This window comes from Rahnella sp. Larv3_ips (genome assembly GCF_003697865.1).
GTDB classification, from domain to species: Bacteria; Pseudomonadota; Gammaproteobacteria; order Enterobacterales; family Enterobacteriaceae; genus Rahnella; species Rahnella rivi.
This window is the reverse complement of record NZ_MJIB01000003.1, coordinates 458,028-476,141: the sequence shown is the minus strand read 5'-3', so window position 1 is coordinate 476,141 and position 18,114 is coordinate 458,028. Positions and strand designations below refer to the sequence as shown.

17 protein-coding genes are annotated in these 18,114 nt (G+C 55.9%); 9 read left to right on the top strand and 8 right to left on the bottom strand.

Annotation, left to right across the window (positions count from 1 at the left end; translation table 11 throughout):
- The first annotated feature begins 222 nt into the window (after positions 1 to 222).
- A complete protein-coding gene (locus tag ED901_RS02215) occupies positions 223 to 774 on the top strand; it encodes a single-stranded DNA-binding protein (RefSeq protein ID WP_056776099.1) in 552 nt (183 codons plus the stop codon).
- Between the two features lie 85 nt (positions 775 to 859).
- Here ED901_RS02215 and ED901_RS02210 read toward each other — a convergent pair whose 3' ends face one another.
- On the bottom strand, positions 860 to 2,290 hold the full coding sequence (locus tag ED901_RS02210; protein WP_122094530.1) for an amidohydrolase family protein: 1,431 nt from the start codon (positions 2,288 to 2,290) through the stop codon (positions 860 to 862).
- A 94-nt stretch (positions 2,291 to 2,384) separates the two neighbouring features.
- Complete coding sequence (locus ED901_RS02205) at positions 2,385 to 3,239, bottom strand: LysR family transcriptional regulator (RefSeq protein ID WP_056776103.1); 855 nt, start codon at positions 3,237 to 3,239, stop codon at positions 2,385 to 2,387.
- A 257-nt stretch (positions 3,240 to 3,496) separates the two neighbouring features.
- Here ED901_RS02205 and hpxO point away from each other — a divergent pair, with 257 nt between their 5' ends.
- Complete coding sequence (hpxO, locus tag ED901_RS02200) at positions 3,497 to 4,654, top strand: FAD-dependent urate hydroxylase HpxO (RefSeq protein WP_122094528.1); 1,158 nt, start codon at positions 3,497 to 3,499, stop codon at positions 4,652 to 4,654.
- Between the two features lie 126 nt (positions 4,655 to 4,780).
- Entirely contained in the window at positions 4,781 to 6,355 is a 1,575-nt protein-coding gene (locus ED901_RS02195) for a hypothetical protein (RefSeq protein WP_122094526.1), read from the top strand.
- A 51-nt stretch (positions 6,356 to 6,406) separates the two neighbouring features.
- Here ED901_RS02195 and ED901_RS02190 read toward each other — a convergent pair whose 3' ends face one another.
- Together ED901_RS02190 and ED901_RS02185 are read right to left on the bottom strand one after the other, a co-directional pair.
- Positions 6,407 to 6,895, bottom strand: a complete 489-nt coding sequence (locus ED901_RS02190; protein ID WP_122094524.1) for a hypothetical protein — start codon at positions 6,893 to 6,895, stop codon at positions 6,407 to 6,409.
- 56 nt (positions 6,896 to 6,951) lie between these two features.
- Entirely contained in the window at positions 6,952 to 7,854 is a 903-nt protein-coding gene (locus ED901_RS02185; protein WP_122094522.1) for a LysR family transcriptional regulator, read from the bottom strand.
- Between the two features lie 120 nt (positions 7,855 to 7,974).
- Here ED901_RS02185 and ED901_RS02180 point away from each other — a divergent pair, with 120 nt between their 5' ends.
- Entirely contained in the window at positions 7,975 to 8,715 is a 741-nt protein-coding gene (locus ED901_RS02180) for an SDR family oxidoreductase (RefSeq protein WP_122094520.1), read from the top strand.
- A gap of 134 nt (positions 8,716 to 8,849) precedes the next feature.
- Here the strand turns inward: ED901_RS02180 and ED901_RS02175 are convergent, their stop codons facing one another.
- Positions 8,850 to 9,758, bottom strand: coding sequence for a DMT family transporter (locus ED901_RS02175; RefSeq protein WP_122094518.1), 909 nt, complete (start codon positions 9,756 to 9,758; stop codon positions 8,850 to 8,852).
- A 189-nt stretch (positions 9,759 to 9,947) separates the two neighbouring features.
- Here ED901_RS02175 and ED901_RS02170 point away from each other — a divergent pair, with 189 nt between their 5' ends.
- The 3 genes from ED901_RS02170 to ED901_RS02160 all read left to right on the top strand — a co-directional run bounded on the left by ED901_RS02170 (position 9,948) and on the right by ED901_RS02160 (position 12,100).
- A complete protein-coding gene (locus ED901_RS02170; RefSeq protein WP_056776116.1) occupies positions 9,948 to 10,820 on the top strand; it encodes a helix-turn-helix domain-containing protein in 873 nt (290 codons plus the stop codon).
- Positions 10,821 to 10,899: 79 nt separating this feature from the next.
- Positions 10,900 to 11,439 (top strand): GNAT family N-acetyltransferase, encoded by a 540-nt coding sequence (locus ED901_RS02165; RefSeq protein ID WP_122094516.1) that lies wholly within the window; start codon positions 10,900 to 10,902, stop codon positions 11,437 to 11,439.
- 37 nt (positions 11,440 to 11,476) lie between these two features.
- Entirely contained in the window at positions 11,477 to 12,100 is a 624-nt protein-coding gene (locus tag ED901_RS02160) for a glutathione S-transferase family protein (protein WP_056776120.1), read from the top strand.
- Between the two features lie 97 nt (positions 12,101 to 12,197).
- On the opposite strand, the gene ED901_RS02155 is transcribed toward ED901_RS02160, so the two are convergent.
- On the bottom strand, positions 12,198 to 13,313 hold the full coding sequence (locus ED901_RS02155) for an SDR family oxidoreductase (protein ID WP_122094514.1): 1,116 nt from the start codon (positions 13,311 to 13,313) through the stop codon (positions 12,198 to 12,200).
- A gap of 472 nt (positions 13,314 to 13,785) precedes the next feature.
- Between ED901_RS02155 and ED901_RS02150 the strand changes: the two genes are divergently transcribed.
- The gene (locus ED901_RS02150; protein ID WP_122094513.1) at positions 13,786 to 14,643 is read left to right on the top strand and encodes a PA4780 family RIO1-like protein kinase; all 858 of its coding nucleotides are present in this window, start codon (positions 13,786 to 13,788) and stop codon (positions 14,641 to 14,643) included.
- Positions 14,644 to 14,650: 7 nt separating this feature from the next.
- Here ED901_RS02150 and modA read toward each other — a convergent pair whose 3' ends face one another.
- Both modA and ED901_RS02140 read right to left on the bottom strand, forming a co-directional pair.
- Complete coding sequence (gene modA / locus ED901_RS02145) at positions 14,651 to 15,391, bottom strand: molybdate ABC transporter substrate-binding protein (RefSeq protein ID WP_122094511.1); 741 nt, start codon at positions 15,389 to 15,391, stop codon at positions 14,651 to 14,653.
- An 80-nt stretch (positions 15,392 to 15,471) separates the two neighbouring features.
- Positions 15,472 to 16,545: an ABC transporter substrate-binding protein gene (locus tag ED901_RS02140; protein ID WP_122094509.1), complete on the bottom strand. Its 1,074-nt coding sequence runs from the start codon at positions 16,543 to 16,545 to the stop codon at positions 15,472 to 15,474.
- Between the two features lie 211 nt (positions 16,546 to 16,756).
- On the opposite strand from ED901_RS02140, the gene ugpB reads away from it, so the two are divergent.
- Positions 16,757 to 18,082 (top strand): sn-glycerol-3-phosphate ABC transporter substrate-binding protein UgpB, encoded by a 1,326-nt coding sequence (gene ugpB / locus ED901_RS02135; RefSeq protein ID WP_122094507.1) that lies wholly within the window; start codon positions 16,757 to 16,759, stop codon positions 18,080 to 18,082.
- The last annotated feature ends 32 nt before the right edge of the window (positions 18,083 to 18,114 follow it).

Genomic DNA, 18,114 nt, shown 5'->3' with positions numbered 1-18,114 from the left:
CTATGCCACCCCGAAACCTGAATGTATATCCAGTACTCGATGTAACAGCGGAACGTTTGCTGAACAATCTGGAAGGAATCTTCCAGCGAATGACATCCATTGGACTGGGGCTACGTTTTGTGGTTATGACGGCGGCGTTTTGTGGTTATAATGATACAAAGTGAGTCTTTCACATCTCAAACTGTGGTTTCAGCCACGACATACATCATCAGGAGAATCCACATGGCCAGCAGAGGCGTAAACAAAGTAATACTCGTCGGTAATCTCGGACAAGATCCGGAAATCCGCTACATGCCAAACGGCGGCGCAGTGGCCAACATGACACTGGCGACCTCCGAAAGCTGGCGTGACAAAGCCACCGGCGAGCAGAAAGAAAAAACCGAATGGCACCGCGTTGTGTTGTTCGGCAAACTGGCGGAAGTTGCCGGTGAATACCTGAAAAAAGGTTCTCAGGTTTACATCGAAGGTGCACTGCAAACCCGTAAATGGACCGATCAGGCTGGCGTTGAAAAATACACCACCGAAGTTGTCGTTAACGTGGGCGGCACCATGCAGATGCTCGGCGGCCGTACCGGCGGCGGCGCACCAGCAGGCGGCGGCCAGGCAGCAGGCGGCCAGTCAGGCGGTCAGCAAGGCGGTTGGGGTCAGCCTCAGCAGCCACAAGGCGGCAACCAGTTCAGCGGCGGCCAGCAGGCTCGTCCGGCTGCGCAAAACAACGCGCCAGCACAGAACAATGAACCCCCAATGGATTTCGACGACGATATCCCGTTCTGATACCTGCCTTCGGGCATCCATGTCAGAAATGAAAAAGCCCCGAAAGGGGCTTTTTGTTGTCCGGCATTCAGGAATCTCTCATCCTTCAAACTTTCCCCACAGCCCCGAACACCAGCCGTCCCTGATGGAACGTCGCTTTCACCTCGGACACCCTGGCTACCGCTTCGGCGGAGCAGCTGGCGTCGACCAGGATCATTTCGGCGTTATCGTTCACCGCGGGCCACTGGCGGTTGCCGCTGTCGTCGAGCGGCAGGACGTTGCCGGTGGCGATGGCGAGGGAACGCGTCAGGCCGAATTCGTCGGAGTTGCCGTAGAGCTGGGCGTACAGGCTGGCTTTTTCCAGCATGCTGCCGGTGCCGAACGGCGACCAGTGGTCGATCACGCTGTCGGTGCCGGTCATCACGAATACGCCGTTCTGGCTGAGCTGCGGCAGGGGCATGTTCAGTTTGCCGAGCGGAATGGTGGAGGCGACGGTGAACTGCTGCTCGGAAAGCCCGGCGATCACGCCTTCCAGTTCCGCACCCTGCATCATCGCCAGGGCGAAACCGTGGCTGAGCGTCACTTTGCCTTTCAGTTGCGGGTTTTTCTTCACGGTCTGAATCATGTATTTCACCGCCGCAATCCCGGCAGGCGTGGTTTCATGCAGATGAATATCCACGCCTTTGTTTGTATCCAGCGCAATCTGGAACATCGCATCGAGGGATTTTTCCATCGCGCCGTCTACATTCGTCGGGTCCAGCCCGCCGACGTACTGCACGCCCATTTGCATCGCTTCGCGCATCAGCCCGTCGACTTTCGAATGCAGTAGACCGTGCTGCGGAAATGCCACAATTTCACAACTGAAATCCTGCTGATGTTTTTCCAGCGCGATTTTCAGATGCTCAAGGCTTTTCAGGCCGCTCACCGGGTCGATATTGCAGTGGCTGCGCGCCACGGTGGTGCCTTTGGAATGCAGCAGGCCGATGATCGCCTCTGCGTGTTCCACCGAGGTCGGCAACAGTTGCGGGATCAGCACCTGTTCGCGGGCAATCATGTCCATGATGGTTTTGCCTTTACGCGGGCGCGGCGCTTCCCACTTGCCGCCGTAAAAGGTCTTGTCGAGGTGAATATGCATGTCGCGCGTGGCGGGCAGCAGGAGTAATCCCCGCGCATCAAAGGCAGGTAAGGTGCTGACCGGTGCCTCTTTTGCAGGCTGGATCGCCACGATTTTGCCGTTGTTGATGTCCAGATTGTACAGGCCGGTTTTGGTGGCAATGACTGTCTCGCCTTCGCGCTCAAAACCCTCTTCCAGCCGCACATTGCGCAGCTGATAGTGCGGCGCAGTAATCGCGTTGATCTGGCTGGCATCGTCACATTTTTCATCCATCGCGCCTGCTTTAAACGGCGCTGCTGATGCGATGCCGGAGGCCATGCCTGCGGTCAGCAGTGCGCCGGTCGCGGTGATTTTGGCGCTATGAGAGAGAAAGTGTCTGCGGCTTTGTTGCTGAGGATTTTGCACGTCGAATTCCTTAATCATGATGCGGGAGGATGCTGTTTCCCTTTCACCCTAAAAGATATCGCCGGTTCCGGCTGCGATTTTTCCCACTGCCAGCCAGTGGGAAACCTAATGGCTAACTGAGCTGACAAAAATCCTTTAATTTTCCGGCCAGTGCGATTTGCGCAGGCGTGGCATCGGGGCGGTAAAACAGCGCCAGTTCGACGTTATCCACTTGCGGTAATCCGCTTTCGGTGCCCAAAACCCGGTGCGCCGGCAGGCGGCAACTGGCGGGCAATAAGGTGACGCCCAGTCCGGCGGCGCTGGCGGCCACCAGCGCGGCGAGGCTGGCGCTGCTGTAACTGATGCGCCAGCTGCGCCCGAGGGCATCGAGCGCCTGACACAGTTCTTCGCGATACAGCGCATTGAGCGGAAACAGCACCAGCGGCACCGGATTGCGCTCAAATGCCGGATACTCGGCGCTGTCGAGCCACAGCATCGGCTCGGGGCGTGAGGCATTGGCTTTTTCGCCGGTCAGCTGTTTCACCAGAATGATGTCCAGCATGTCCTGCTGCCAGGCGCGGCGCAGTTCGTGGCTCAGGCCGCTGGTGACGTCGAGGCGGATATGCGGATGGGCGCGGCAAAACTGCGCCAGCAGGGAGGTGGTCGCTGCCGCAAAATCTTCCGGTACGCCGAGTCGCACCACGCCGTCCGGCCACTGGTCGCTCAGCGCATCGTGTGCTTCACCGTTGAGCGCGATGATCCGCCGGGCATAGCCGAGCAGACGTTCGCCCTCTTCGGTGAGCTGAACCTGATGGGAAGTGCGTTCCAGCAGCGGTTTCGCTAACGCCTCTTCCAGGCGACGGATTTGCTGGCTGACCGTCGATTGCGACAGATGAACGCGGTCGGCGGCGCGGGTAAAACTGCCGGTTTCACACACGGCGACAAAACTGAGTAACTGCTGCGGGCTGAACATGGGATAGCGATTCATTTCATCACTACTTATGGTTGTGGTATTTGAAATTTGAATACCGGGGAGAGTATCAACCTTCACGCCGCCGCACCAGACTGGCTCATTGCGCGGTGGTTTCGTGCCTCCTGCTCCAAAAGGACGCCTTGTTTTAGGGCATCACTCCCGCACTCCGGCAGTTTCTGATTTCACTTAAGATTGTATACAAGGCTTCGGCGGCAAATTGTCTTTCTGGTACAGAAATTGCTTTTTCCTTGAGAGACTTCAAGGAGAAATATATGAAAGCGATCGTGATTGGTGGCGGTATTGGCGGTACGTGTGCGGCGATTGCGCTGAAGCGTTTTGGGATCGAGACGGCGGTCTTTGAGGCGGTGAAAGAGATCAAACCGGTCGGCGCGGCGATTTCCATCTGGCCCAACGGCGTAAAGTGCCTGAACTATCTCGGCATGAAAGACGCGCTGCGCGAGCTTGGCGGTAACATGCGTTTTATGGCCTACAAAGAATATCAGCAAGGCCAGACCATGACGCGATTCAGTATGGATCCGCTGATTCAGAGCGTTGGCGAGCAGCCTTATCCGGTGGCACGCGCGGAACTTCAGGCGATGTTGCTCGACACATATGGCCGCGATCGGGTGCAGTTTGGCAAGCGGGTGACGCACGTTGAGGAATCCGCCGACAGCGTCACCGCCTGGTTTGATGACGGCACATCTGCCACCGGCGATTTACTGATCGCCGCCGACGGCACCCATTCCATTATCCGCCAGCATGTTTTGGGCTACGCCACAGAGCGCCGCTACGCCGGTTACGTTAACTGGAACGGTCTGGTGGAAATCGACGAAAGCATCGCCCCTGCCGATCAGTGGACGACGTTTGTCGGCGAAGGCAAACGCGTTTCCCTGATGCCGGTGAGCGGCAACCGTTTCTACTTCTTCTTTGACGTGCCGCTGCCGAAAGGTTTACCGCAGGATCGCACCACCGTACGCGACGATTTACAGGGCTATTTTACAGGCTGGGCGGAACCGGTGCAGAAGCTGATCCGCCAGATTGACCCGCAGACGACTAACCGCGTCGAAATCCACGACATCGACCCGTTTATGCAACTGGTGAAAGGGCGAATTGCGCTGCTCGGCGATTCCGGCCACAGCACCACGCCGGATATCGGGCAGGGCGGTTGCGCAGCGATGGAAGACGCCGTGGTACTGGCGAATATGTTGCAAACCAATTCGTTAGGCATTGAAGATGCGCTGCTGCGTTATCAGGAAAAACGCGCGTACCGCGTGAAAGATCTGGTGCTGAAAGCCCGCAAACGCTGCGACGTGACCCACGGCAAAGAGATGGCCGTCACCGAACAATGGTACGAAGATCTGAAAACCGAAACCGGCGAGCGCATTCTCTCCGGCATGTGCGAAACCATTCTGGGCGGCCCGCTGGAATAACCTGTATTGCGCAGGAAATAAGTTTTTACAACTCCTTAAAGTTTCCTGTGTTTTTGCCGAAAATAACATCAGAAGGATCAAGGTATCCACTGGCGCTATGACGCAAAAACATAGGGACTCATCAGGATGACAGTTATCTCTGCGACAGGTAATCAGGCGCTTAATACGCTGCTTACCGCCACCAAAACGACGGCCACGGTGTCTCCGTCGGCCAGTCAGCAGCAAGCGACAACGGCGCAATCCGCCGCGGTAATGATCGGCCAGACCGATGCCACGTCGCCGGTCTACAACATCACCAAACCGGCACTGGTCTGGGAACGTTCTTCCAGCGACCTGATGTCTTCAAAGCTCGCCTCGAATTTCAGTAACGCCGGTAATGCGGCGCGTTTTTCCGGACTCGGTGCCGCCCTGCTTGAACGCTTTACCACCGACAGCGGCAGTTATTCGCAATCGGTGATGAAGCAGACTTCCGCTCAGTCCGCCAGTTCTGCGGGTAACGTCGCCGCCCAAACCCAACTCCACACCAAAGCCGACAATCAGATCAGCCTGAGTATTAAAACCGCCAGCGGCGCGCTGGTGGAGATCACGCTCGGCAGTGATGATGACGGGCTCGGCGTGCAGGTGAATGTCAGCAAAGGCACGCTGAGCGATGCCGACCGCAAGGCGCTGGCGAACATGGCGGAAGGTTTTCAGAAAGCGATTGATGGCCTGACGGCGCAGCCGCCGAAGCTCGATCTGAGCGGACTGACAAAGTTTGATACCTCGGTGCTGACGTCGGTGGATTTGCACGCCAGTCTGGGCACTGAAAATACCCGGACGCTGGATTTTCACGCTGACGCCAGTACCCGCTCGGTGAAATCCACCGGGATCGACGGCACCGTGAATATCAGCGTGGACATGAGTAAGCGCGCCCTGTTGGGTACGGAAAGTCAGCAGACGCAGGCGCTGAACCAGTATCTGAAACAGTTCGACAATGCGGGAAGCCGGGGTAACGCGGACGATGCGCTGATGACCATGTTCAGGGATGCGTTTACGGCACTGAACTCGAATTATGGCGAGAGCGCGACCACGCACAAAAGCAGCGCCAGAGAACCGGTGTATTTCTCGCTGACCCGGACCGATAAAAACATGGTATCCGGTCTGGCAGACTTCACGGCCTCTGTCTCGCAGACGCCGGTGGATAAAACCAATCCGATGCGCCCGGACGAGGTGGACACCTTCTCTTATCAGGTGTCGCAGTCGAGCAGTATTACCGGTACGGGCACGCAGGATCGGCATATTTCACAGAAGCAGCAGTCACATCTGGTCGCCAGCTACCACAAAGCGCTGACGTCGGGTTTACAGCTCAACCTGACGACCGACAGAAACTCGCAAAATTATCTGTATTATCAGATTGATGACAAGGCCGAGAGCACCACCAATATCCAGTATCAGAAGGGGGCTCTGGTGAGTGCGTCGGTGGATCAGCGCGCCAGTACTTCCACGCATATCCAAAAATATGTGAAAGGATGGCTGGAGTCAGACACCACCACGCCGGTGGACACCTCGAAAACCACTGATCTGCTCGGCAAGCTGCAATCAGACTGGGAGAGCAACCATCCGCGCATCTCCTTTGAAGATTATATGCGTCAGCAAAACCAGCCAGATCTCAGCAGTCTGGTGCTGCTGGAGTCTGATCCGAGCGCGCTGAAAAACCGATGAACACTGGCCTGACGGTCTTTTCAACAGCCCCGTGAGGGGCTGTTACTGTTATCACAACATCTCAAACTTCGCCCCTTTCAGCACGATATCCGCAAATTGCAGATGATGCATAAACTCGCGCAAAATCAGCAGAGTGGCGGCGAAATCATTGCCATCGGGTATGCCCTCGAACTGCGCAGGACGTCCGTTGATCACCAATGCCAGCCGGTCGAACGTGCGCTCCACGGCCTCGAGAGACAGCGTCATCACTTCATTTTCAGCAACGCCTGCAATGCGTGCCAGTGCGCGAATATCATTGTCGGTACTGAACAATTGTGCGCCCGGCGGGATATCGTGGCGGATGCGGATGATTTCATCCTCGACCACCATAATGGCGTTTTCCATTTCATCCGGCGTTGGCGGCGTATGACGAAAATAGCCGACGGAAGTCAGCTGTGAGCCCAGTGTCAGCGGCAATATTTTCTCGTCGATATCTTCATGCCGGACGGTAACCCGCGTTTCTTCGCGGCCAATATGCAGCAATACAGCAGGTTGGGTCATCGGCGTCTCCTGATTTTTAGCCTTTCAACGTAGCGGGTTCAGACCTGAGAAATCTACTATGTCAGATGCGGATCGCGCCGCGCAAACTCTTTGACCATCCAGTCAATGAATACCCGCACGCGTGGCGAAAGCTGGCGGTTGCGGGGATAAAGCAAAGCCACCGGCATCGCACCCACCGGAAAACCGGCCAGGATCTGCACCAGTTTTCCCTGCGCGAGATCGTCAGTCAGCGCGTATTTTGGCACCTGAATAATGCCCATTCCGCGCCGTGCGGCTTCTTTCATGCTCTCCGCACCGTTGACGGAAAATGGTGTCGGCAGCAGAATTTCACGGGTTTTGCCCTGAACCTGAAAAACCAGCGGCAACAGCCCGCCGGTCGCACTGGAGCGGTAGCCAATCATCCGGTGTCCGGTGAGATCGTCCGGTGTGTCTGGCGTGCCGAACCGTTGCAGATAGTCCGGGCTGGCGCAGGTGATTTCCGGCAGCGTGCCGAGCGGGCGCGCCACCATATCGCTGTCTTTCAGCTCACCGGCGCGGATCACGCAGTCGATGCCTTCGCGCACCAGATCCACCAGCCGGTCGCCCTCGCTCAGGTAAAACTCAATATCAGGATATTGCGCCAGAAAATCCGGCAGGCCGGGCAACACGAAATGCCGCGCCAGCGTGCCGTGCACATCCACCCGCAACAGCCCTTTCGGCTGCGCCCCTGCGAAGGCCATTTCGGCATCTTCCACCTCTGCCAGAATGCGCAGACAGCGCTGGTAATAGGCTTCGCCATCCAGCGTCGGGCTGACGTGGCGGGTGGTGCGCTGTAAAAGCCGGATGTTGAGCCGCGTTTCCAGCTGTTTAATGGCGTCAGTCACCGTCGAGCGTTTCAGGTTCAGCGCCTGCGCGGCCTGCGTGAAACTCCGCAGTTCCACCACGCGGGTGAACAACGCCATGCTGTCGAGTTTATCCATGATGATTGTTCGCCTTTTCCGGATAGTGATAACGAATATCAGGGAATTATCCGGCAGCGTCAATCGGCTACTCTTTCCTCAGCGACAACGAATCCGAATCACTCAAAAAGGAAACACATCATGACGTCATCCAAACAAAAAGTGGCGCTGGTTACCGGCGCATCCCGTGGCATCGGCGCGGCTATCGCACAGCGTCTGGCGCGGGACGGTTTCACCGTGATCGTGAACTATGCGCGCGGTGCGGCAGAGGCTGATGCAGTCGTCAGTAAAATCGAAAAGGCAGGTGGCCGGGCTATCAGCGCGCAGGCCGATGTCAGCGACGCGGCGGCGGTCAGCCGGATGTTTGCCAGTGCGCAACAGGCATTTGGCGGCGTGGATGTGCTGGTGAACAACGCCGGGATCATGACGCTTTCTGCCATCGCCGACACCGACGATGCCGCATTCGATCGCCTCATCGACATTAACCTGAAAGGCACCTTCAACACCCTGCGCGAAGCGGCGAAACACCTGCACAACGGCGGGCGCATCATCAACTTCTCATCGACCGTTGTCGGGTTATACCAGCCGACGTACGGCGTGTATGCCGCAACCAAAGCGGCCGTCGAGGCGCTAAGCCGCGTGCTGACCAAAGAAATGCGCGGACGCCAGATCACCGTGAATACCGTGGCTCCCGGCCCGACGGCCACGGATTTGTTCCTCAACGGCAAATCTGAGCAACTGGTGGAAACCCTCGCCAAAACCTCACCGCTCGAACGCCTCGGCCAGCCGGAAGATATCGCCTCCGTGGTGGCGTTCCTCGCCGGCCCCGATGGCGCCTGGGTAAACGGCCAGACGCTGAGGGCGAATGGCGGGATTATCTAACCTCCCCGCTTAAAGAGGAGAGAATCGCCGGAATACAGATCGCAAAACCCGGATCAGGAATACTGCTACGGGTTTTAACGACGTGCTCGCGCGCATCATTCCGCGGATTGGCGGGGAGAGTTTATTGGGCTGATTTAAAGCGACACCACCGCCTTGCGCCTGAACATCTCCAGCCATGCCGGGCGGCAGAACATCACCAGATTACCGAGCAGGATCAGCGCCAGCCCGATGACGGCGTTGATGTGCCACTGATACCCTTCGTACAAAGTGGAAACGGTCAGGGCGACCAGCGGGAACAGCAGCGTGCTGTAGGCTGCCTGGCTGGCGCCAATGCGTCCGACCAGCGTGAAGTAAATGCCGAAGGCCAGCACGGAGCCGAATACTGACAGGTAGACCAGCGAACCGAGGTATTGCGGCGTCAGATCGATGGCGAAAGAGGCACCCTGAAACACGCTCAGTGCGCCCATCACCGCTGTGCCGTAGAACATCGCGTAGGTGTTGGTGGACAGAACGTCCAGCCCCCGGCGCTGATGACGGGCGCTGATCATATTGCCGAGCGAGAAACCGTAGGTACCGAGCAGGCTCAGGCCAATGCCTTTGAGCAGTTCCGGTGCAATGTGGGCGGCGCTGAGATCGTGCCAGAACAGGGTGATGATCCCCGCCAGCCCGAGGAGGGCCGCCGGAATAACCGCCGGTGCCAGTTTCTGGCGGAAAAACACCATGCCGTTGAACGCGTTGAACAGCACGGCCATCGAGAAAATCACCGATTCCAGCCCGCTGGTGATGTAAGCCGCTGCGTGATAGAAGCAGTAAAAATTGAAGCAAAAGACGCAGCAGCCCTGCACGATGCAAAAAAGATGATCTTTCAGGGCGAGCCTGCGCAGGCGACGGGCCGCCAGCAGCGCCACCAGCATAATCACCGCCGCCAGCAGGAAACGGTAAAAGATCGACACCGTCACCGGCACATCGCCCTGTTGCAGGTAAATCGCAAACCAGGTGGTGCCCCAGATAATAATCACCGAAATATAAAGCAGTGCGTTCATCGACTTCTCTCATTGAAAAATAATGGTCTGAGGGAAGTGTGCGGTAATCCGGTGACGTTGGCTTTCAACGGCTTGCGGTTGAGTTGCATATTCTTGCGCATTTCTTTGTGCGCCGGCGTGGCAATATCTGGCTCTCATGCCGTCAAAACCCGTAAACTGGGCCTCTTCTTTTTCCTCCGGGTGCAGGTCATGACCAAGGTTTATCAGGCTTTCGACACGCTGCGTAAGCACAAAGCGGTTCTGCACGACAGTGTGGAGCTGAGTTCAGGTATTCAGCTGGCGGCCTGGTCGAATAAAAATGACACCGTGACCCAGGAAAGCCCGGATCACCATACGCTGAGTCTGTACGTCGCCGACGGCTACGAGTGTTATCACAAAACCCGTGGTGGCTGGCGCAACGGCGGCGGCCCGGACCGCTTTTGTCTGATGCCAAAAAACAGCATGTCGAGCTGGGATGTGCGCGATGATTTGTCATTCGTGCATGTGTATTGCTCTGATGAGCATCTGCGTCATCTGGTGGAGCAAACCTGGGATCGCAGCCCGGCAGCGATTCAGATGGAAGAACGCACGTTCGAAGAAGATCCGCAGATCACGCTGCTCTATCGCCACTTTTTGCTCAGCAGCCAGTGGCAGGAAAACAGTAATCAGCTGATGCTGAGCAGTGCGGCAAATCTGCTGATGGCGCATCTGGTGAAGAACTACACTCATCTGCAATGGGCGTTGCCGACGGTGCGCGGCGGACTGGCACCGCATATTCTGAACCGGGTAAAAGACTATATTCACGCTCACCTTGCGCAACCCCTGATGCTGCCGGAACTGGCGCTTCTGGCTGAACTGAGCGAGTTTCATTTCGCCCGCATGTTCAAACAAAGTATGGGCATGGCGCCGCATCAGTACGTGATGAACGCCCGTCTGATCCGCGCCGAACATCTGCTGAAAAGCACCGGCATGGAGATCACCGCCATCGCGTTGGAATGTGGTTTCAGCTCCGCCAGCCACTTCAGCCACCGCTTCAAATCCGTGCGCGGTATCACGCCGAGCGCACTGCGCAGCGGATCTTAATTTCTTTCTCCGCCCGCACTTCCCGTCTTTTCAACTTCAATGCTAACGTGATGGTCATTCTGAGAAATGAGGAGCAACCATGCACGCCCAAGCGCCTGTTATTGAAACCGAACGTCTGATTTTACGTGGTCATCGCATTGATGATTTTGATGCTATTGCCGCGCAGTGGGCGGATCCTGCCGTGGTGAAATACATTGGCGGCACGCCGTCCAGCCGCGAAGCCAGCTGGAGCCGGTTACTGCGCTATCCCGGCCACTGGCAGATGCTGGGCTTTGGTTACTGGATTGTGTTTGAAAAACACAACGGTAAAGAAGGGGCGTTCGCCGGTGAAATTGGTCTGGCGGATTATCAGCGGGAGATGACGCCATCGCTCAACGGCATGGCGGAAATGGGCTGGGTGGTGGCACCGCAGTTTCACGGCAAAGGCTATGCTGTCGAAGCGGCCAGGGCGGTACTGTCATGGGCCGATGAAAACCTCGATCGTCAGCTATGCTGCATTATTGCGCCGGAGCATCAGGCGTCAGTCCGGCTGGCGGAAAAGTGCGGATTTGTGGCGCACACCGACACCACCTATCACGGCTCGGCAACGCGGATTTTTCTCCGTCAGCCCAAAGCCTGATGGTTATTCCGGTTGTTCCATTTTGTCAGGGGAAGTCATGCTGAAGATTCTGGGTAAATCGACGTCGATCAATGTGCGTAAGGTGTTATGGACCTGCCACGAGCTGGGGCTGGAATTTGAGCAGGAACAGTTTGGTTCAGGTTTTCAGTCTGTGCAGACGCCACAATTCAGGGCGCTGAATCCGAATGCCATGGTGCCGGTGGTGCTCGATGGCGAATTCGTATTGTGGGAATCCAACGTCATTTGCCGATATCTGGCGGCGAAGGAAGGGCGGGAAGACCTGCTGTCATCGGATCCGAAACGGCGTGCGCTGACCGAACAGTGGATGGACTGGCAGGCGGGTGAGCTGAATAATTCATGGCGATATGCGTTTCCGGCACTGGCGCGCAACAGCCCTCAGCACACCGATCCGGCGCTGATTGATGCCGGTGTCAGCGAATGGAACCGTCATATGCAGATGCTGGAAGAGCAGCTTCAGCGCAGCGGCGACTATGTGCTGGGCGATAATTTTACCTTGGCCGATATTGTGCTGGGGCTTGCCGTTAACCGCTGGTCGATGACGCCGATGTCGCGCCCGGCACTGCCTGCCGTCTCGGCGTATTACGATCGGTTGAATCAGCGCGAAGGTTACCGGCTGTTTGGTCGCAACGGCATGGTCTGATGCGCATGCCTGGCTGAAAATAAAAAAAGACGCGGCAATGTCCTGTGCCGCGTCCTGTTATTCTAAACCTTCTCTATTTTTCAACAGACGCATCGGTTTATTTAAAATCGACTCTCATGAGTTCAGGAATTGTCTGACCATGCGTCGAGAAAACACACTTATCAATATAACTCTTAAATGCCGCCGGTTTAGGAATGCCCATATCCATCAACCGGGAATTATCAAACTTCACGTTTAACTGCGCGAATCCGCCGTACAATTTAATGGCACGTAAAATAATTTTGTCATTACACGGCCCTAAAACATCTTTAAATTGTTTGCGAATGCCGGTGAATTCCTGATAACTGATCTGCTCGTATTCATTAATAATACGCGAAGTATTATTGGCTTTTGCCACCGAGGTATCTATTTCATGGAACGGTGTACACATTTCCGCGCCGGACGAAATATGATAGAAGCTGTGGCTCAGTTCGGCGGCCAGGCATAATTTCACCAGCACCATGGCGCAATAATCGACAGGAATAACATCGACTTCATCGTCGAGGTTACAGGTGAATTTCTTCAGCTTGATGGCCATCATAAAGACCCAGAAAATGCTGCTCGACGGCTGGCAACCGTACTGGGTGTGACCGACGATAATCGACGGACGTGCCACCACAAACGGCAGTGTCGGGCACTCTGAACGCACCAGATTTTCGATAGCGCGCTTGGAAATGGTGTACTGCACCAGGTCTTCGTTGTGCTCGTTGTCCGGCATTCCTTCATAGAACACGCTGTCTTTGTCCGGCATGGAGGCCATCGCCGTGCCGACGTGAACGAAACGCTGCAAGCCTTTCACCTGCGCCATGCGTTTGGCGAACACCAGAGAGCCTTCGACATTGACACGCCACATGGCCGGATTATTTCCGAACGAGGCAATCGCCGCACAGTTGATCACGTGAGTGACCTGATCTAAACGCGGGTCGTGAATAAAGCTTTCGGGTTCGGCCAGATCGCCGGTTAAAATAGACTGTTCAGTTAAGGCAGAAAGCAGTTCGTCGCTTAATTCAAATTTCTTTAAATTATCGATGATTCTGGCGAGTCCCGTCGCATTATCGTCGGCTCTGACTAATAACAATAACTGGCTCTTCGCCGTTAATTTTTGACGTAAAAGATATTCAACAACTGCACCGCCGACAAAACCAGTGGCACCGGTAATTAAAATACTGTTCATTATTAAGACCTGCAACGGGAAAGTATTGAGACAGTATCACCCGGACTGTAAACAGAACGTATACCATTTTTTGCGCTAATTAAACGGCAGTTAAACAGCACGAAAAGCTTAAAAAATCAGGAAAGTTCATTTTAATGAAAAACTAAATATATGGCATTCGTTGGTTACACCGGGAAACATCTTAATAATACACTCGTTCTCTCTTCTCGTTATTTAAGCCAAATTAACAGCGAATAAACCGGAGGGGCAACAGGGCGCGCAGGGGGCCATTTTTACGCATAATAGCGAGAAGATACGTGCAGAAAGTATCCACCATGCTGTCACTACGTTAAACTACTCATGTTTAGGGGGGTCTGTCTTTGGACTGCTCCGGAGCGATAACGAGGATGACGCGAACGGCGTGTCTGGTGTGTAATGCAGGGAATATTGCGCAGGTCATTCCCTCACGCGCTGAAATAAGGTACAAGGCTGCATGAAAATCCCAAATAGAATCCAACCTCTGGTGGATGACGGCCTGATAGACGATGTGGTCCGTCGACTGAAAAGTGGCAAAGAAGCCGACGTTTACACTGTTTTATGCGGTGAAGAGATCCGTTGCGCCAAGGTGTACAAAGAAGCTACGCAGCGTAGTTTCAAGCAGGCCGTTCAGTATCAGGAAGGCCGAAAAGTCCGTAACAGCCGCAACGCCCGTGCGATGCAAAAAGGCTCGAAGTTTGGCCGCAAGCAGCAGGAAGAATCCTGGCAGACGGCGGAAGTCGATGCGTTGTTCCGTCTGGCGAATGCCGGTGTGCGCGTACCGCAGCCCTATATTTGTCTGGATGGCGTGCTGCTGATGGAGCTCATCACCGACGGCGATGGCGTGGTAGCGCCACGTCTGAGTGATGTGATCCTGACGGAAGAAGAAGCCGTGGCGGATTTCGAGACGATGATCCGCAATATCGTGCGGATGTTGTGTGCGGGTATCGTTCACGGAGATTTGTCAGAGTTTAACGTGCTGATGGATGCCGAGGGGCCGGTGATTATCGACCTGCCGCAGGCCGTGGATGCCGCGGCGAATAACCACGCCGAGTCCATGTTTGAACGCGATGTGAATAACATGACCGAATACTACAGCCGCTTTGCGCCGCAGTTGCAGACGACCCGCTACGCGAAAGAAATCTGGGCGTTGTATGAAGATGGCAAACTGACGCCGGAAACCCTTCTTACCGGGCACTTCGCCGAAGATACGCATAAAGCCGATGTGGATTCACTGCTCGATGAGATCATTGCCGCCGAAGATGAATACTACGATCGTCAGCGGGCAATGAAAGAACGCGATCTAGACCACTAAGCCGTCATCAGTCCGGCATCACCGAATGCTTCCCGCAAAAACCGGCGTTCTGCAAAATATGCTGGCCGGTTTCTGACAGGATAAACTCCGCCAGCGGTTTCGCTTTCTCCGTACAGGTGGCGAGCGCATAGCTGGCGCGCACGTTGTAATCCGCAGGAATATTAAACACCTCCAGCTCATCATTTTCCCGCAGCAGGGTGGCGTAACTGGTGTAGCCGATAAAGACGTCGGCCTGCCCGGTGCAAATCAACCATTCTGCCGCCAGTTTCCCCTCCGGCACTTTCGCCGACTTCTCGCCGCCCACCAGACGCAACGCTTTATTGCGCAGCACCGCGCCGGAATCGGGATGACGTCGTTCAATCAGTTCGAACATTTGCCAGGTGTAATCACCGGAAGGATCGCTTTGCGGCGTCGATGTCGCCAGGCGAAAACGCGGATCGAGCAGTACGCTCAGCCAGTTAAGCTTCTCCAGTTCCGGCATCTTACGCGCGGTGACGCACAGGCTGTTGCCGCAAAAGGTCTGCACGCCCAGCGCTTTGCCGTGCTGTTGCAGCGCCAGCGGGTGCGCGGTGTTGGCAGAGGCGAACAGATCGGGTTTTTCACCTTTTTCGATCCGTTCACGCAGCAGCCCGGCAGGGCCGAATTCGGTGACCACGCGGATGCCCGTTTCTGCCTGAAACGCCTCACACAGTGGCGCCCACGCCCGCCGCAGACTGCCCGCGGCGAGCACTTTGATCGATTTTGTCATCAGATCTCCTTGTCACATTGCTTCAAAACAGTCGTTGAAACGCAGTCATTTCAACAGCATGTACGACACGGAGAAGAGCATTATTTCCCCGCGTGCGGGGCTTCTGCGGCGGGTTTGAAATCCGTCCGGTAGAAGCGCTGATAGTAAGCATCTGCCTGTTTCTGCATGTCGATGTCAGCAAATTTTTGCGGATACAGCTTTTTCGCCATCCACAATTCACCGATCGCCATCGCTTCAGGCATCGGGTAGCCCCAGGCTTTGGCGTATTCCGGCATCAGGTATACGCGGTGGTTTTTCACTGCATCGATGCTCTGCCAGTTCGGATCGTGGTTGATCTGCCCGACCACTTCCGGGTAACGATCCTGCACGAAGATCACCTGCGGATCCCAGGCGATGACCTGTTCCAGCGACACCTGTTTGTAACCTTTCACCGTCGCGGCCGCCACGTTCATGGCACCGGCACGCGCCATCATCAGCCCGGTATATTTACCGGATCCGTAAGTGGTCAGGTCAGGATTGGCCATATACGTGCGGATACGCTGCGCCGGCGCAATGTTTTTCAGCCGTTCGCCGGTGAGCTGACGCTGAGAAAAAGTATAGTCGATCAATGCCTGCGCCTGTTTCTGGCGGTTCATCACGTCGCCGATAAGCGTAATGCCTTTTTTCAGCCCTTCGGTATACGCCCGGTCTTCATCCGGCAGCGCCGGGTTCATTTTGTGTTCTTCGCCTTTCGGATCGTCACGCAGCGACACCGCCACCACGGCGATACCGGTCTGACTTATCTGGTCGATCATTTCCTGCGGCGCATAGTTAGTGACGAACACCACCTGCGGATGCAGCGCGACCACGCTTTCCAGATTGACGCTGGTCAGATCGCCGACCACCGGCGTGTTCACCAGTGAAGGCGCGAGCCGCACATAACCGCTGCCGAGCTGCTGTTGCCAGTTATTGAGCACACCGACGATGTTGCGGGTGGCGTCGAGCTGTACCAGCAGATTCAGGGTCTGATGTTGCAGCACCACCACGCGATCAACCTTGTCAGGCAGGGTCACCTGCCGGCCCAGCTGGTCGGTTATCAGGCGGGAAGCAAAAGCGGAAGGGACGGAAAAGCTCAGAACAAGTCCGAGAAGGACGGTGGATGAACATGAACGCACGGCGGGATCCTCTGATTTCGTTATGCATAGGATTATATAGCGTTAAGGGCGAGATGAATATGACCGGCGACAATCCCGCGTCGGGCAACGGTTTTTGGCTGAGCTCATGCGGGGCATGTCACCGTTTGTTCATGATTTCCTCCCTGAATTGTCATACACGCGTGCCAAGGTTACCGCCGGATAATTGTTAAGCTTTTCAACCGGAGCGATCATGAAAAACCCTGTAATGCGCGCCACGCTGATGAGTGCGCTGGCGGTAATGGCCTTTGGCGCACAGGCGCAAACGACGCTGACTTTCTGGCATTCCATGGACGGTGATTTAGGTAAAGAGGTCAGCGCGCTGGCTGACCGTTTTAACCAAACTCATCCGCAATACCGCGTGGTGCCGGTCTACAAAGGCAATTATGAGCTGGGGCTGGCCGCAGGCGTCTCGGCGTACCGCAACGGTAACGCGCCGGATATTTTGCAGGTGTATGAAGTGGGCACGCCGAACATGATGGCCAGCAACGCCGTGGTGCCTGTGGCGCAGGTGTTTAAGGATGCGGGCATCCCTAACGACGAAAGCGCCTTTGTGCCTTCCGTGGCGGCCTATTACAGCGACAGCAAAACCGGGCATCTGATCTCGCAGCCGTTCAACAGCTCGACGCCGGTGCTGTATTACAACAAAGACGCGTTTAAAAAAGCCGGGCTGGATCCCGACGAGCCGCCAAAAACCTGGAATGCGCTGGCGGCGGACGCCGCGGCACTGCGCGCGGCGGGCATGACATGTGGTTACACCAATGCCGGTCAGCAGGGTTGGATCCAGATCGAAGGCTTCAGCGCATGGAACGGTTTACCGGTGGCGACGCGCAACAACGGCTTCGACGGTACCGATGCCGTGCTCAACTTTAACGGCCCGTTGCAGACGGCACACATTACGCAGCTCAATGAGATGCACAAGAAAGGGGATTTCTCGTTCTATGGCCGTAACGACGATGCCACCACCAAATTCTACAGCGGTGATTGCGGCATCCTGACCACCTCGTCGGGCTCGCTGAACAGGATCCGTCAGTACGCAAAATTCGATGTGGGCGTCGGCATGATGCCTTATCAGGATGGCGCGCCGGGCGCACCGCAAAATGCCTTTATCGGCGGCGCGAGTCTGTGGGTATTCAAAGGCAAAACGCCGGAAACCTACAAGGGCGTGGCTGAGTTCCTGCACTTCCTGGTTGAGCCGGACATCGCCGCCGAATGGCATCAGAAAACCGGTTATCTGCCGATCACCAACGCAGCCTACACGCTGACCCGCGAACAAGGTTTTTATCAGACCCATCCGGGGGCCGATATCGCGATGAAACAGATGATCAACAAGCCGCCGCTGCCGTTCACCAAAGGGCTGCGGCTGGGCAATATGTCTCAGGTGCGCACCATCATGGACGAGGAGCTGGAGAAAGTCTGGAACGGTCAGGAAACCTCTAAAGCCTCGCTCGATAACATGGTGACCCGCGGAAATCTGCTGCTGCGCCGGTTCGAAACGTCGATTGCAGCCAAACAATAGCCGGTGATTTTTTCCCGATGTCAGGAGTGATG

Coding starts and splice junctions, on each gene's coding strand:
- ED901_RS02215 (WP_056776099.1), top strand. CDS start 223: ATGGCCAGCAGAGGCGTAAACAAAGTAATACTCGTCGGTAATCTCGGA.
- ED901_RS02210 (WP_122094530.1), bottom strand. CDS start 2,290: ATGATTAAGGAATTCGACGTGCAAAATCCTCAGCAACAAAGCCGCAGA.
- ED901_RS02205 (WP_056776103.1), bottom strand. CDS start 3,239: ATGAATCGCTATCCCATGTTCAGCCCGCAGCAGTTACTCAGTTTTGTC.
- hpxO (WP_122094528.1), top strand. CDS start 3,497: ATGAAAGCGATCGTGATTGGTGGCGGTATTGGCGGTACGTGTGCGGCG.
- ED901_RS02195 (WP_122094526.1), top strand. CDS start 4,781: ATGACAGTTATCTCTGCGACAGGTAATCAGGCGCTTAATACGCTGCTT.
- ED901_RS02190 (WP_122094524.1), bottom strand. CDS start 6,895: ATGACCCAACCTGCTGTATTGCTGCATATTGGCCGCGAAGAAACGCGG.
- ED901_RS02185 (WP_122094522.1), bottom strand. CDS start 7,854: ATGGATAAACTCGACAGCATGGCGTTGTTCACCCGCGTGGTGGAACTG.
- ED901_RS02180 (WP_122094520.1), top strand. CDS start 7,975: ATGACGTCATCCAAACAAAAAGTGGCGCTGGTTACCGGCGCATCCCGT.
- ED901_RS02175 (WP_122094518.1), bottom strand. CDS start 9,758: ATGAACGCACTGCTTTATATTTCGGTGATTATTATCTGGGGCACCACC.
- ED901_RS02170 (WP_056776116.1), top strand. CDS start 9,948: ATGACCAAGGTTTATCAGGCTTTCGACACGCTGCGTAAGCACAAAGCG.
- ED901_RS02165 (WP_122094516.1), top strand. CDS start 10,900: ATGCACGCCCAAGCGCCTGTTATTGAAACCGAACGTCTGATTTTACGT.
- ED901_RS02160 (WP_056776120.1), top strand. CDS start 11,477: ATGCTGAAGATTCTGGGTAAATCGACGTCGATCAATGTGCGTAAGGTG.
- ED901_RS02155 (WP_122094514.1), bottom strand. CDS start 13,313: ATGAACAGTATTTTAATTACCGGTGCCACTGGTTTTGTCGGCGGTGCA.
- ED901_RS02150 (WP_122094513.1), top strand. CDS start 13,786: ATGAAAATCCCAAATAGAATCCAACCTCTGGTGGATGACGGCCTGATA.
- modA (WP_122094511.1), bottom strand. CDS start 15,391: ATGACAAAATCGATCAAAGTGCTCGCCGCGGGCAGTCTGCGGCGGGCG.
- ugpB (WP_122094507.1), top strand. CDS start 16,757: ATGAAAAACCCTGTAATGCGCGCCACGCTGATGAGTGCGCTGGCGGTA.